Source organism: Anabaena sp. PCC 7938 (assembly GCF_049315035.1).
GTDB classification, from domain to species: domain Bacteria; phylum Cyanobacteriota; class Cyanobacteriia; order Cyanobacteriales; family Nostocaceae; genus Anabaena; species Anabaena cylindrica.
The window spans coordinates 3,247,894-3,263,361 of sequence record NZ_CP186034.1; the positions used below are offsets into that span (position 1 = coordinate 3,247,894).

5 protein-coding genes, 1 pseudogene and 1 CRISPR repeat array (1 of these 7 only partly in view) are annotated in these 15,468 nt (G+C 39.5%); of the genes and pseudogenes, 3 read left to right on the top strand and 3 right to left on the bottom strand.

What is annotated here, in order from left to right:
- Nucleotides 1–15: 15 nt before the first annotated feature.
- Together ppsA and ACOWPH_RS15055 are read left to right on the top strand one after the other, a co-directional pair.
- Nucleotides 16–2,457 (top strand): phosphoenolpyruvate synthase, encoded by a 2,442-nt coding sequence (gene ppsA / locus ACOWPH_RS15050; RefSeq protein WP_015216189.1) that lies wholly within the window; start codon nt 16–18, stop codon nt 2,455–2,457.
- Between the two features lie 359 nt (nt 2,458–2,816).
- Complete coding sequence (locus ACOWPH_RS15055; protein ID WP_015216190.1) at nt 2,817–6,308, top strand: PAS domain S-box protein; 3,492 nt, start codon at nt 2,817–2,819, stop codon at nt 6,306–6,308.
- A 166-nt stretch (nt 6,309–6,474) separates the two neighbouring features.
- Here ACOWPH_RS15055 and ACOWPH_RS15060 read toward each other — a convergent pair whose 3' ends face one another.
- Both ACOWPH_RS15060 and nifJ read right to left on the bottom strand, forming a co-directional pair.
- Nucleotides 6,475–7,494 (bottom strand): dihydroorotate dehydrogenase-like protein, encoded by a 1,020-nt coding sequence (locus tag ACOWPH_RS15060; RefSeq protein WP_015216191.1) that lies wholly within the window; start codon nt 7,492–7,494, stop codon nt 6,475–6,477.
- Between the two features lie 445 nt (nt 7,495–7,939).
- A pseudogene (nifJ, locus tag ACOWPH_RS15065) lies at nt 7,940–9,790 on the bottom strand (pyruvate:ferredoxin (flavodoxin) oxidoreductase); the annotation flags it as partial.
- Nucleotides 9,791–10,967: 1,177 nt separating this feature from the next.
- On the opposite strand from nifJ, the gene ACOWPH_RS15070 reads away from it, so the two are divergent.
- Nucleotides 10,968–11,351: a fused DSP-PTPase phosphatase/NAD kinase-like protein gene (locus ACOWPH_RS15070; protein ID WP_015216192.1), complete on the top strand. Its 384-nt coding sequence runs from the start codon at nt 10,968–10,970 to the stop codon at nt 11,349–11,351.
- Nucleotides 11,352–11,471: 120 nt separating this feature from the next.
- Here ACOWPH_RS15070 and cas6 read toward each other — a convergent pair whose 3' ends face one another.
- Nucleotides 11,472–12,626 carry a CRISPR-associated endoribonuclease Cas6 gene (gene cas6 / locus ACOWPH_RS15075; RefSeq protein ID WP_015216193.1) on the bottom strand — a complete coding sequence of 385 codons (1,155 nt, stop codon included), beginning with the start codon at nt 12,624–12,626 and terminating at the stop codon, nt 11,472–11,474.
- A gap of 43 nt (nt 12,627–12,669) precedes the next feature.
- Nucleotides 12,670–15,468: a CRISPR direct-repeat array (repeat unit 37 nt; unit sequence GTTTCAGTCCCCTTGCGGGGATTATTTATTTGGAAAC) (it continues 3,424 nt past the right edge of the window).

Sequence of the window (15,468 nt, forward strand, 5' to 3'; positions counted from 1 at the left end):
AAAGGATTCCCAAATATGCAGAAAATACAACAAAATCAAGAAAATGAGCGCCCATTATCTAAAGAACAAGCACTAGTCTTACCGTTTAACACCGTGGGAATTGCAGATATACCCTTCGTAGGTGGAAAAAATGCCTCTTTAGGAGAGATGATTCAACAACTGAGTTCCAAAGGAGTACAAGTTCCCACTGGGTTTGCTACCACTGCATACGCTTATAGATTTTTCATTAGTGGAGCAGGACTGGAAACAAAACTAAGACAGATTTTTGCAGATTTAGATGTAGAGGATATAGATAATCTGCGTCAATGTGGTAAACAAGCTAGAGCATTGATGTTAGATACGCCATTTCCGCTAGAGTTGCAACAAGCGATCGCACAATCCTATCAAATTCTCTGCCAAGAATACGGTGAAGATACTGATGTTGCAGTACGTTCTAGTGCCACAGCCGAAGACTTACCAGACGCTAGTTTTGCCGGACAGCAGGAAACCTATCTCAATGTCCACGGAATCAAAGGTGTATTAGAATCTTGTCATAAATGCTTTGCTTCCATTTTCACTGACCGTGCTATTTCCTACCGACAAAATAAAGGCTTCGATCACTTTGAAGTAGCCCTATCAGTCGGGGTACAAAAAATGGTACGTTCTGACTTGGCTTGTTCTGGTGTCATGTTCTCCATTGACACAGAAACAGGTTTTAAAGATGCAGCCTTAATTACCGCTGCTTATGGTTTGGGTGAAACCGTGGTTCAAGGTGCAGTTAACCCAGACGAATATTTAGTATTTAAACCAACTCTTAAACAAGGATTTAAACCAATTCTCCAAAAACGTTTGGGGACAAAAGAAATTAAAATGGTTTATGACTTGGGAGGGATGAAATTAACTAAAAATGTTTCTGTTCTCCCTTCAGAACGCCACCAATTTGCCCTCAATAATGGCGAGATACTCCAGTTAGCAACCTGGACTAGTATTATTGAAGACCATTATTCTCAAGTGCGTGGTATGGACACGCCAATGGATATTGAATGGGCAAAAGATGGAGTGACAGGAGAATTATTTATCGTCCAAGCTAGACCAGAAACAGTACAATCTCAAAAAACGAAAAATGTTCTGAGAAGTTATCAATTAAAAGAAAAAGGGCAAATTATACTCACAGGTCGTAGCGTTGGGGAAATGATTGGTCAAGGTAAAGCTAGAGTTATTCTTGATGCGTCGCAAATTCAACAATTTCAAGCCGGAGATGTGCTAGTAACAAATCGCACAGATCCAGACTGGGAACCAATTATGAAAAAAGCCAGTGCCATTGTTACTAACTCTGGTGGTAGAACCTGTCATGCATCCATAATTGCCAGAGAAATGGGAATTCCGGCTATTGTCGGTTGTGGTAATGCGACGACAGAATTACAAACTGGACAAGAAATTACTGTTAGTTGTGCAGAAGGGGAAACAGGCAAAGTTTATGCAGGTTTATTGAACTTTGAAATTAATGAATTACCTTTAGAAAATTTGCCCCGCACCCGCACTAAAATTATGATGAATGTGGGCAACCCAGAAGAGGCACTAGGTTTAACAGCGATTCCTAATGATGGTGTGGGTTTAGCAAGAATGGAATTTATTATTGCTAACCATATTAAAGCCCATCCTTTAGCATTACTGCATTTTGATGATTTAGAAGATGAACTGGCTAAATACAAAATTGCTGAGTTAACTGCCCAATATGAAAATAAAGCTGAATTCTTTATTGATAAACTAGCGCAAGGTATTGGTACAATTGCCGCTGCTTTTTATCCTAAACCTGTAATTGTCCGGTTGTCCGATTTCAAGAGTAACGAATATGCAAACCTCTTAGGTGGTAGACAATTTGAACCGAAAGAAGAAAATCCGATGCTTGGTTGGCGTGGTGCTTCTCGTTACTACGATCCCCGTTACCGTGAAGGTTTTGCCCTTGAATGTGAGGCAATGAAGCGGGTGCGGAATGAAATGGGTTTAACCAATATGATTTTGATGGTTCCCTTTTGTCGTACTCCTGAAGAAGGAAGACGTGTGCTGGCGGAAATGGCAGCAAATGGGTTAGTCAAGGGCGAAAATGGTTTAGAAGTTTATGTGATGTGTGAGTTACCCAGTAACGTGATTTTAGCTGATGAGTTTAGCCAAGTCTTTGACGGCTTTTCCATAGGTTCCAATGACTTGACACAATTAACTTTAGGTTTAGATCGGGATTCTGAGTTAGTGGCACATTTGTTTGATGAACGCAATTCAGCTGTCAAGAGAACAATTGCCAGAGCGATCGCTACTGTCAAACAGTTTAATCGCAAAATTGGTATCTGCGGTCAAGCCCCCAGCGATTATCCAGAATTTGCACGCTTCCTTGTCGAAGAAGGAATTGATTCAATCAGTCTCAACCCTGACTCTGTACTCAAAACTCTGTTAGAAATCGCCGCAGCGGAAGCAGTATCTTGAACGGGAGTAGGAGGCAGGAGGCACAGGGCAGGGGGAAAGAATTAAACACCAATGAGATAGCAACAACAATTTGGTAACTATATAGACAATCTTCACCCTGTACCTTTGTCAAGACGTTTAGTGGTAGAGTTAGAAATAGGAATAAAACTGTAGGCGCTAAAATTTATTTAAAGTCGTATCCAAATGATTCATTTCGTCTCTATTATATGTGACTTGGCAAGAGCAATGTATCTATATTAATCAATAAAAACGCATAAATACTTCTCAAAAGTCAAAAATTTAGGATTTGGAACATTTTGATCAAAAAGCCTTAAATTATGCCCAAATATCAATAGGATAATTAAAATCGACCATTCATTATGCAATTCAACGAGCAACTGATTGATTTGCCAAATTTACATCAAGTGATTGATCGTTATCCTTTGACGATTAGTGTTGATAGTCATGTAGTCGATGCTATTATCTTGATGAATCAAGAACACAGTAATAGCTTAGAACTGATCAACTTTTCAGCAGTATTACCACGCCACAAATCAAGTCAAAAAGAAACTAGCTACGTTTTAGTGGTAGAAGAAACGCAGTTAGTAGGAATATTCACTCTGAGAGACGTATTAAGATTAACAGCTTTTGGTCTGGATTTATCCAGGACGACAATGGCTGAAGTGATGACCAAGCACCCCATTACATTAAAAAACTCAGAATTCCAGGATATTTCCACAGCTTTTTTGTTGTTAAAGCAGTATCAAATTCACCATCTACCAATTGTGGATGATGGGGGAGAATTACTAGGAATAATTACAGAATCGAGTTTATTACAACAATTGGATCTAGTGAAAATAGTCGGTATTGCTCAAGCTACACAGCAATATTTAGGTAAATCAATAAATGAATCGCCCAATGATCAGCAAATAGAAAGGGTAGTGCATAATACTCAGGATCTCTTACAAAGCCGGGTAGAAGAACAAGTTGCTGAAGAGATAAAAGTTACCGAAGAACTTCAGCAAACCTTAGAAGAAATGCAAATATTTGAAGAGGAAATAATTCAACAAAATGAACAACTTGGGGTTGCTCATGAGATTGCAGAATTAGAGCGCCGACGTTACCAAGATTTGTTTCAATTTACTCCTTATGGTTATGTTGTCACTGATAAATTGGGTCTAATTCAAGAAGCCAACTATGCGGCTTCATTGTTATTATCGGTAGATCAAAATTACTTAATAGGCAAACCAATAACAATTTTTATTGGTCAACCAGATCGACAAAATATTACATCCCAACTGAAAAATTTCCAGCAATTCCAAGAATGGGAAGTTGAACTTGAGCCACGACATGGGGAGTCTTTTCCTGCTAATGTGAGGATTTCAGCCATGTATGATTCCCAAAAACAGTGGTGTGGTTGGTGTTGGTTATTGTGCAATATTACTGAACGCAGGCAAGCAGAAGCAGCATTACGCCGAACCTCTGAACAGTTGGAACAAAAGGTAGCAGAACGTATTGCTGAATTGGTTATTATTAATCAAGCGTTACAACAAGAAATTATTGAGCATCAGCAGACAGAGTTAGCACTGCGGGAGAGTGAGGAAAGATTTCGCCAATTTGGGGAGAATATTCAAGCGCAGATAATTTGGATTAAATCTTGCAATAGCGGCGCAACTGTATATGTAAATTCTGCTTATGAGAAAATATGGGGACGGAGTTGCCAAAGTCTTAGAGAGCAACCCCTATCCTGGAAAGAAGCAATACATCCAGAAGATCGCGATCGCATCTTAACAGAAATAGATGAGAGTCATCAAAAAGGTGAATCCGCTAGTTTACAGTATCGCATTATCCAACCCAATGGAGAAATACGCTGGATTTGGGGCAGATGCTTCCCTGTTCAGAATCAGCAAGGAGAGCTTGAATATTGTGGCAGTATTACCGAAGATATTACCGAATACAAGCAAGTAGAAGAAGAACGCAGCAAGACTCAAGAACGACTGACTTTAGCCCTAGAAGCTGCCAACATGGGTATATGGGATTGGGAGATCCAGACCAACCAAACCCTATGGTCTAGCAATATGGGGCCAATTTATGGTTTACCGAGTCATACATTATGCCCCAGCCCGGAAAACTTCCTCTATTTAATCTATCCAGAAGACCGTAATAATTTCACTAAAGCTGTAAAACTTGCCATTGAGCAAAAAACTGAATTTGTCTCCGAACATCGAGTAATTTGGAGTGATGGCAGCCTGCATTGGTTAAGCGCCAGAGGTAAGGTTTATTATGATGAAAACGATCAGCCAGCCAGGATGCTTGGTACAACTAGAGAAATATCAGAACGAAAGCAAGCAGAGCAAAAAATCCACGAACAAGCAGCCCTACTTGATATCGCTACCGATGCAATTTTCGTGCGAGATTTCCAGACCGAAATCTTATTTTGGAATCAAGGTGCAGAAAAGATATACGGTTGGCAAAATCATGAAGCTATGGGTAAAAACTTCAGGGATATTTTTTACTCTACAACTTCGCCACAGCCAGAAGAAGTAATTGCGCTCCAGACTGTAGTTAAATCGGGAACTTGGCATGGTGAGTTACGTAGAAAAACCAAATTCGGCCAAGAAATTATGGTTGAAAGTCGTTGGACACTGATGTTTGACGCAGAGGGACAACCCAAATCTATTCTGATTGTAGATACTGATATTACTAAGAAAAAAGAACTTGAAGAACAGTTTTACCGCACCCAGCGTCTAGAAAGTATCGGGACTCTAGCAGGTGGCATTGCCCACGATATCAACAATATATTGACACCTATTTTAGGCGCAGCGCAATTACTCAAAGGTAGATTGGCCCATGAGCAAGAACGCCATCCCCTACTATTGACAATTATTGAAAATAATGCTAAACGCGGGGCAGGTTTAGTCAAGCAAGTGTTATCTTTTGCACGAGGATTAAAAGGAGAACGGGCAATTGTACAAGTTAAACATTTAATTGCAGATGTCATTCAAATTGGTAGACAGACATTTCCCAAATCTATCGAATTTGCAGCCCAGATATCAGAAGACCTATGGGCAGTTTCTGGAGACACGACACAACTACATCAAGTCCTGATGAATCTGGTAGTTAATGCCCGTGATGCGATGCCAGAAGGAGGCTGTCTGCAAATTACTGCGGAAAATCTGTTTATTGATGAAACCTATACGCGGATGAATTTTGAATCCAAAGTTGGACATCATATCGTTATTACAATTACAGATACTGGTATTGGAATGACACCAGAAATATTAAATAGAATTTTTGAACCATTTTTCACCACCAAAGAAGTTGGTACTGGTACAGGATTAGGTTTGTCAACGGTGTTGGGAATTATTAAAAGCCATGACGGTTTTATAACAGTTTCTAGCGAAGTTGCTAAAGGTAGTACATTTAAGATTTTCTTGCCGTCTGTAGAAGAACCTCAAATTCCGGCAATCGAAGATTTGGAAATGCACTCAGGGCAAGGAGAATTGATTTTGGTGGTAGATGATGAACCTCAAATTCGTGATGTTGCTAAAATCATCCTCGAACAATATAATTATCAAACGATAACTGCTAGTAATGGCATTGAAGCGATCGCACTTTATGCTCAACACAAAAAAAGCATCAGCGCAGTTTTAATGGATATGATGATGCCAGAAATGGATGGGATCACGGCTATTCGCACTTTGCAAAGAATGAATCCACAAGTCCAAGTGATTGCTTGTAGTGGACTAAGTACAATAGAAGTGTTACCAGAATCAGCCAATACAGAAGTACAGGCAGTTTTATTTAAACCCTATACTGCCAATGATTTATTGCGAAACATCGATCAAATAATTCGTAAAGCAGGAGTTTAGGAGTTCGGAGTTCGGAGGGAGGAGGGAGGAGGCAGGAGTCAGGAGTCAGGAGTCAGGAGTCAGGAGTCAGGAGGCAGGGGGCAGGGTGCAGAAGAGATAATTACGAATTACGAATTACGAATTACGAATTATGAATTACGAATTACGAATTACGAATTACGAATTTTTAAGACGGTATATAGATTCTGCCCCATTCTGGATTGTAAGTTTGGAGCGATCGCATATACTGAGCGCGTTCAAAGGAGCTAGGATTGGGACAGTTTAACTGGCTCATACTGCCTTGCATTTGGCGTACAGACTCGTATTCGTGTTTTTCCATCCATTCTCGCATTTCCTGCTCAATACACCGAATATGGTCAATACCATGCCGCATCAGTACAGAACAAAGCATAGTAATATTAGATCCAACCATGAGCATCTTTAAAACATCATGGGCGTTGTGGATACCACTCGTTGCAGCTAGGTCAGCATTGATGCGACCATACAGAATAGCAATCCAGCGCAGAGGTAAACGCATTGCTTGGGGAGTACTTAACAATACATGAGGTTCTACTTCTAAAGTTTCTAGGTTAATATCTGGTTGATAAAAACGATTAAATAAAACCAAACCATCAGCCCCAGCATCATCTAAACGTTTAGCCATATTCGCAGTATTAGTAAAATAAGGGCTGAGTTTCACTGCTACAGGAATAGTAACTGCGGCTTTAACAGCACTGAGAATATTGATATAATTTTGTTCAATATCTTGACTAATTAAATCCGGGTCTGTCGGAACATAGTAAATATTTAATTCCAGTGCAGATGCTCCCGCTTCCTGAATGAGTTTACCATATTCAGTCCAACCACCCACAGAAAAACCATTCAAACTAGCAATAATGGGAATATCAACTTTTTCTTTAGCTTTGCGAATATGGTCTAAATATTCTTCTGGGCCAATTCGGAAATTAGTTATATCAGGGAAATAGGTTAAAGCTTCCGCAAAACTTTCTGTACCATGAGTTAGATGATGATGAAGTTCGTACTTTTCTAAAATTAATTGTTCTTCAAATAGGGAGTGCATAACAACAGCACCTGCACCTGCATCTTCCATTAATTTAATATTATCAATTTCTTGTGAAAGTGGAGAAGCAGAAGGTACAAGAGGAGATTTTAATTCTAAGCCTAGATATGTTGTAGTTAAATTCATAATTTTGTTAATGGGTAATTGGTAATTATTATGCTTATTTTCTCGTTTCTCGTTGTCTCGTTCCCATACTCTGTATGGGAATGAATTTCAGAAGGCTCTGCCTTCCATGAAAGTAGAGTCAGAGACTCTTTGATAGCATTCCCAGTCTCTGACTGGGAACGAGATAAACTTTAAAATCCAAAATTTCATAATTCTGACTCACATTTCTTGGAATTTTCTTGCGGCTAAATATTGATACATTTGCCAACGAGTATTAACATCAGATTGGGCTTCTTTCAGGAGTTCCTTAGCTGTTTCTGGGTAGATTTGGACATTTGATCACCAGTGTTAGAATAAACTTCTGTGTCGAGGACGAGAATATTCACATTGCGTCCCCTGGCGATAACATGATCTAATCCACCATCACCAATTATCCAAACACTCTTTTTAACTAAATAAACCGTTCCCTAATTTCATAGAGATTATCCAATGTTTTATCAACGGCTTGAATATTCATTTGGACAATTTCCTCACCTTTTTTACCGTAGGTTTTGCGGATAGATTTTTTAATTTCCTCTATCGCTTCTTCTCTTGGTAAAACACCAGATACAGCAAAGAAACAAACCTGCATTACTGTATTAATTCTACCAGCTATTCCCGCTTCATGGGCAACTTTATAGGCGTTAATTACATAAAATTTGAGATTTTTGTCGATAATTTCTTGTTGTACAGATGCAGGTAATTTATCCCAAACTTCATCTTTGTCATATAGTGCATTTAATAAAAACGTGCCACCAGGAATAATGTCTTTTAATATCGGGAATTTTTCTACAAACTCCCATTGATGACAAGCAACAAAGTTAGCTTTCGTGATTAAATAGGTAGAACGGATTGGTTGAGAACCAAAGCGCAAATGGGAAACGGTAACAGAACCAGATTTTTTGGAATCATAAACAAAATAACCTTGAGCATAATTATCTGTTTCCTCTCCAATAATTTTGATAGAGTTTTTATTTGCACCAACCGTACCATCTGCACCTAAACCGTAGAAAATAGCTCTAACTATATTATCTGCTTCAATATTAAATTCTGAGTTATATTCTAAACTGGTGTGAGTGACATCATCGTTAATACCAATTGTAAAATGATTTTTGGGTTCTTCAGCAACCAAATTATCAAATACAGCTTTTACCATTGCTGGTGTAAATTCTTTAGATGACAAACCATATCTTCCCCCGACAACTTTAATATTATGCAGTTGATTTTCTGCCAAAGCTGTAACAACATCAGTATATAAAGGTTCACCAGTTGCACCTGGTTCTTTGGTGCGATCTAAAACGGCAATACTGCGGGTTGTTTTGGGGATAGATTCAATAAATTTTTGGATATCAAAAGGACGATATAATCTCACCTTGATAACTCCAACTTTTTCACCTTGCTGGTTGAGATAATCTACTGTTTCATGAACTGTTTCACAACCAGAACCCATAAGAATAATAATTCTTTCTGGTGCGGGGTGTCCATGATAATCAAATAATTTATATTGTCTTCCTGTTATTTGATAAAATTTATCCATTACCTTTTGAGTAATATCTGAACAAGCTAGATAAAATGGATTCACTGTTTCTCTAGCTTGAAAGTAAACATCAGGGTTTTGGGCTGTACCTCTTAACACTGGTCTATCAGGAGTTAATGCCCGTAAACGATGCTCAATTACTAATTCAATGGGAATGAATTTTTGTAAGTCTTCAGTTGTTAATGTTTCTACCTTATCTACTTCATGGGAGGTGCGAAAACCATCAAAAAAGTGTAAAAAAGGTATGCGTGATTCTAAAGTTGCGCGTGTGGAAATAAGGGCAAAATCTTGAGCTTCTTGCACAGAAGCAGCGCACAACATCGCAAAACCTGTACTTCTGGCGGCCATAACATCACTATGATCACCGAAAATAGATAAAGCTTGAGCGGCAAGCGATCGCGCGGCAATATGAAATACTGTAGGTGTAAGTTCATCGGCAATCTTGTACATATTCGGAATCATCAACAGCAATCCCTGAGATGCTGTAAATGTGGTTGTCAATGAACCCGTTTGCAAAGCACCATGTACAGCACCCGCTACACCTCCTTCACTTTGCATCTCTACTACAGTGGGAACACTCCCCCAAATATTAGGTTTGCTTTCACTCATCCAAGTATCCGCCCATTCAGCCATCGGAGAAGATGGAGTGATAGGATAAATGGCAATCACCTCATTTAGTTGGTAAACGACTTTAGCAATAGCTTCATTACCATCTATAGTTGCAAAAGTTTTTGTTATCATTTTTCTTCCCCTCTAACAACTACTCTCAATTATGGATAAATTGCCAAGAGTTTTTCCCTTGACTATTTTCTCAACCCCTGGTTATTAGTTGAAACTAAGATCAAAACTTGAGGAACTTGTGAGGACATCTCTAGGTTTCATGATTTTGGACACAAATCTATTTAGAGGATGTTTGAAAACTTTGTCGTGTGGTATCTAACACTTGTAGATCCCCCTAAATCCCCTTTAAAAAGGGGGACTTTGAGAAATTTAGCCCCCCTTAAAAAGGCTACGGTGTACACACAAGTCTTAAAATTCCTACTAGTACTTGGTTTCGTCATCTAGCTTGAGGTTTTGCGATCGCTCTGGAAACCTGTCATTGCGTTCGCGTTCGCGTCTCGTAGAGAGGAGGAACGACGGAGAGATCGCAAAAACCACGGGATTATGTGATTACTTCGCTCCGCTCGTAATGACAATTTAAGGGGTCTATAACGCCTAAAACCCTTGCAAATAGTACTTGTGTGTACACCGTAGCTTAAAAAGGGGGGTTGGGGGGATCTCAATCAATTCTGATACTTTTCAAACATCCTCTTAGGGCTTGCTAAAAAAGTCTTTCCGTGAGGGTTAGGAGTCAGAAGAGAAAAATATTCTTCTTCCTTATTCCTTATTCCTTCTTCCTCCTGACTCCTGAATTCTTACATTTATTTTTCGATTCACACCATTTCTTTGTGAGGCTACACAGAATTTTCTAACCTTGTATTTTTCTTCTCTGTGTCGCGCTAGTTGCTACAAGTCGGGAAACCAGCCCAACGCACTGGTTTCTCTGCGTCTCTGTGGTATGCCTCCAGCATTTATCTTGAAATTGAGCGCATTTTTATACAAAAATTGGTGTAACTCCTGTAGTGAGTTGCAAATCATCTAGGGGTGAACAACGGAAAAACGCTGTAAAATTCTTCCCCAAGAATGACTTCCTCACAAGATCCTCAAATTTTAGATCTAAGTTAATAATACGCTTAACACTATAAGAACCCTAAATTATTTGTGCCAGATATTAAGTAACCAAAGTTCCTATAGCAGTCTTAGATGATTCATGAACACTTATGTTTTCCGTTACCCGCAATTCACAGATATTGATGAAGTGTTCCCTGTTCCCTTACCTGACGAATTGTTATAGATATGAGCAGTGAAAACTCAGACTATGAATGTTGTTAGAAAGATTAATCAGGAATTAACGATATGTGGACAAATTACACCGGAACAGCTTCAAAACCTTGCTGATGATGGTTATAAGTCTATTTTAAATCTCCGTTTTGCAGATGAACAAAACTCATGGAACAATGAACAGGAAAAAACTGAGCTTTTAGGATTGCACTATGTCAATTTTCCAATTAAGATTGAAAATCTCAATCATGAGTCTGCTATCGAGGTTTTTCAAATTATTAGCGAATTACCCAAGCCACTTTTGATACATTGTGATAACTCCAAATGTTCAGCGGTTATAGTACTATTATATATCTCTACTAAGCAGGGAATTGAATTTAATCAAGCATGGCAACAAGCCGTAAATTTAGGCTTACTATAATTATCAGTATTTAAATAAGTATTTAAATAGACATCGACCGAATTTAAATATGCGTTTTCCAGAACCCTTGTAGAGACGTTCCATGGAACGTCTCTACTACATTCTTTTTCACTCCTATGTCTATTGTGTATCTTTAAGCGCCCGACGAGCTAATTTAACGTAAGTTTTGACTGTGATGTAAGGTATTTCTAAATCTTTAGCTATTACCTGTAATGATTCGCCCATTTCTCGCCGTGCTAAAATAGTAGCCCAAGTTATAGCAATTTTTTCAGTGCGATTCCTACGGAGCGCTTCGCTATCGCCCCCAGTCCGTTTTCGTTGTGCTGTAAATATGGCTGTTAACTCCTCAATGCGTTCTCCAAGCAAGGTTGTTAACGTTCCCGAAGATGCATTTGATTTTGGTTCTACCCAATCTAAACAGGTTTGTCCGAGTCCAAAGGTGGTTTTGTGTCCTGTTCCGCAGTAAGGTGCAAGTTGAACTAAAGTATAAAATAACTGAGTAAATTCTATATTAGCTAAAGCGCTTTTACTCAAACCTAAAGAAATTGCCCCTGTAAAACCAGTCACTGAACCCCGTTTACCTGCGGCGACTTTAACGGATTCTAAGCGGTGTTGATGAATAATCACATTTTCATCTATCCAGTTGAGAAAAGCATCTTGTTCCACAGGTATTCCTGAAAAGTCGTTCCAGCGTCTGAGGTAACTATGAAAAAGATTGACGGGAACAGGAAGCGGAAAATGATGTCCTTTGCGGCGAAAACTGGTAGGGGAAATAAAACTCAGATTAATGTTTGTGTGTTTTTTTGTAGATGATTGTAGGAGTTGGCTATAAGTAGTTGGTGGATGAATAATACTTACTTGTTTTATTTGTAAGTGAACATCCCTTAATTGTAGAGTAGGTGGAAGTTGGGTTAACCATTGACTCAAAAACTGAACTACTGGTTGAGAAATGGCGTTTATCTGCCAAGTTAAAGTTTGGTTTGCTTGTAGTTGTAGTTGTTTACCTGTAGGAAGCAGTTGACCTGCGAGGGCAGAAATGTTAAAAGGTTTTTCTGATTCGCTATCATGCAGATATGCTGAAAGGTCTGGGTTAATTTGCCGCACTTGGTCTAAAAACCAAGCATGAAGTCCAATGGTGTATTGTGAGTATAGGGATGTGGAATTGGTCGCTTCTAGGTCAAAGACTAAGCCAACTAATTCGGTGTTATCTGCCCATACTAGAGAGGTATTTTTTGATGGGGTTTTGCGTTTGCTGGATGTAGCTGCTCTTGGCATTTTTTTTTGATGCTACATTATTTTATACTTGGTATCTTACACGGTTTTAGTCCCCTTGCGGGGATTAGTTATGTGGAAACTGACGCTGGAGATAAGGCAGTTTACAAAGCTCAAACAGGAGGGTTTCAATCCCCTTGCGGGGATTATTTATTTGGAAACTAAAAGCCTATAAGCGTGTATCAATACACTGCAATAGTTTCAGTCCCCTTGCGGGGATTATTTATTTGGAAACATAGAATATGCCAAACCCTTGGGGAATCCCTGAAATAGTGTTTCAGTCCCCTTGCGGGGATTATTTATTTGGAAACTGGTTGTCTCCAGCCGGACACCTCCCACCTATACAATGTTTCAGTCCCCTTGCGGGGATTATTTATTTGGAAACCTGCTATTTATTTCTGAATCGGCTGAGGTTGAAGATGCGTTTCAGTCCCCTTGCGGGGATTATTTATTTGGAAACACCTGACGCTTTCCTAAGTAATCCACCTCAATCCCTGTTTCAGTCCCCTTGCGGGGATTATTTATTTGGAAACCGAAAATCTTGTCAATCCACTCAAAAGGAATCCAATGTTTCAGTCCCCTTGCGGGGATTATTTATTTGGAAACTGTCGCCACTTGTCCTGAACCCATGCAGCAGAAAAGTTTCAGTCCCCTTGCGGGGATTATTTATTTGGAAACCTATCATGCAAAATAATTTTAGATTTCTTGCTTGTAGCTTTGTTTCAGTCCCCTTGCGGGGATTATTTATTTGGAAACCTCAAAATAATCTCCATATTCTTGTTTGAAGTCTTCAAGTTTCAGTCCCCTTGCGGGGATTATTTATTTGGAAACTTGACTTGCTTCTCGGATTGGTTAGCAATTTGACTTTTGTTTCAGTCCCCTTGCGGGGATTATTTATTTGGAAACATCCCTGGAACTGATTCTTCCTGATATTGCCATCCGGTTTCAGTCCCCTTGCGGGGATTATTTATTTGGAAACTGAGTGGATAGTTTCTATAAAAACAATCGGGGAAAGAAGTTTCAGTCCCCTTGCGGGGATTATTTATTTGGAAACTTGGACGACGGATTTTAACCTCGTCGTTAACTTCAAATGGTTTCAGTCCCCTTGCGGGGATTATTTATTTGGAAACCGTGGGGATAATCGGTTGGTTGTCGGGAATTGTTTCAGTCCCCTTGCGGGGATTATTTATTTGGAAACTTTATATTCTGACCGTGCTTTTCGGTTCTTACGTAGTGTTTCAGTCCCCTTGCGGGGATTATTTATTTGGAAACCAGGGATGCAATATTGCATCCCTCGCACAACCTCACAAAAGTTTCAGTCCCCTTGCGGGGATTATTTATTTGGAAACTCCGCAATATAAGGGTATCTCTCTAAAAAATGAAGGTGGACGTTTCAGTCCCCTTGCGGGGATTATTTATTTGGAAACCAGGCTATCGGCGGGTGTGGCCTTTTCATCCTGAGTGGTTGTTTCAGTCCCCTTGCGGGGATTATTTATTTGGAAACGACATTTGGGCTATCTGCGGCTGACTTAGGAATAGAGTTTCAGTCCCCTTGCGGGGATTATTTATTTGGAAACTATCATGTCACCACCTCGCCAGCAGTAATCCTATGTTTCAGTCCCCTTGCGGGGATTATTTATTTGGAAACCTATCATGCAAAATAATTTTAGATTTCTTGCTTGTAGCTTTGTTTCAGTCCCCTTGCGGGGATTATTTATTTGGAAACCAGGATTTAATTTTGTGCCATCGCTCAATTCCTTGGGAACAGTTTCAGTCCCCTTGCGGGGATTATTTATTTGGAAACTAATAAGCAAGCGTGCTATCCTCGCTTACTAGCATCTGTTTCAGTCCCCTTGCGGGGATTATTTATTTGGAAACTTTAAAGCCAATATAGACAGCAGTGTTGATATGTTTTGTTTCAGTCCCCTTGCGGGGATTATTTATTTGGAAACTAGTTGTAGAGCGTAGTCAAATAGCTCCTCAATCGTTTCAGTCCCCTTGCGGGGATTATTTATTTGGAAACCATTCTAGAAAGAAAGATTCCATAAGAGAAGAAAAACGTTTCAGTCCCCTTGCGGGGATTATTTATTTGGAAACCTTTCTCAATTCCGGATGCTGATTGGTTTGGGAAAGTTTTGTTTCAGTCCCCTTGCGGGGATTATTTATTTGGAAACTAAACCTGTGACAATCGGGCTGGCAGGCTTTTGTGTGTTTCAGTCCCCTTGCGGGGATTATTTATTTGGAAACCTCAAAATAATCTCCATATTCTTGTTTGAAGTCTTCAAGTTTCAGTCCCCTTGCGGGGATTATTTATTTGGAAACTTTACAGGTGCGGTAGGTTCAGCAGGTGTTTGAGATGCGTTTCAGTCCCCTTGCGGGGATTATTTATTTGGAAACTGGAAACATGGCGCACGGCGAAATCGTGATTATTGATGGAGAGTTTCAGTCCCCTTGCGGGGATTATTTATTTGGAAACCCTAAATCAACTTTAATTCGGGTAATATTGTTCTCGTTTCAGTCCCCTTGCGGGGATTATTTATTTGGAAACTTTTGGTTGTTCTTTCATTGTTGCGACGATACAGGTTTCAGTCCCCTTGCGGGGATTATTTATTTGGAAACAACCTTAGAAGCGTCTGCCTTGATGCGAATAGCCCAAAGTTTCAGTCCCCTTGCGGGGATTATTTATTTGGAAACAAGTTAAGGCATGGTGCGATCGCATCTATAATCTAGGTTTCAGTCCCCTTGCGGGGATTATTTATTTGGAAACATTTTGACCATGAAGCGGACACATATTTGAATAGTTAAGTTTCAGTCCCCTTGCGGGGATTATTTATTTGGAAACAAT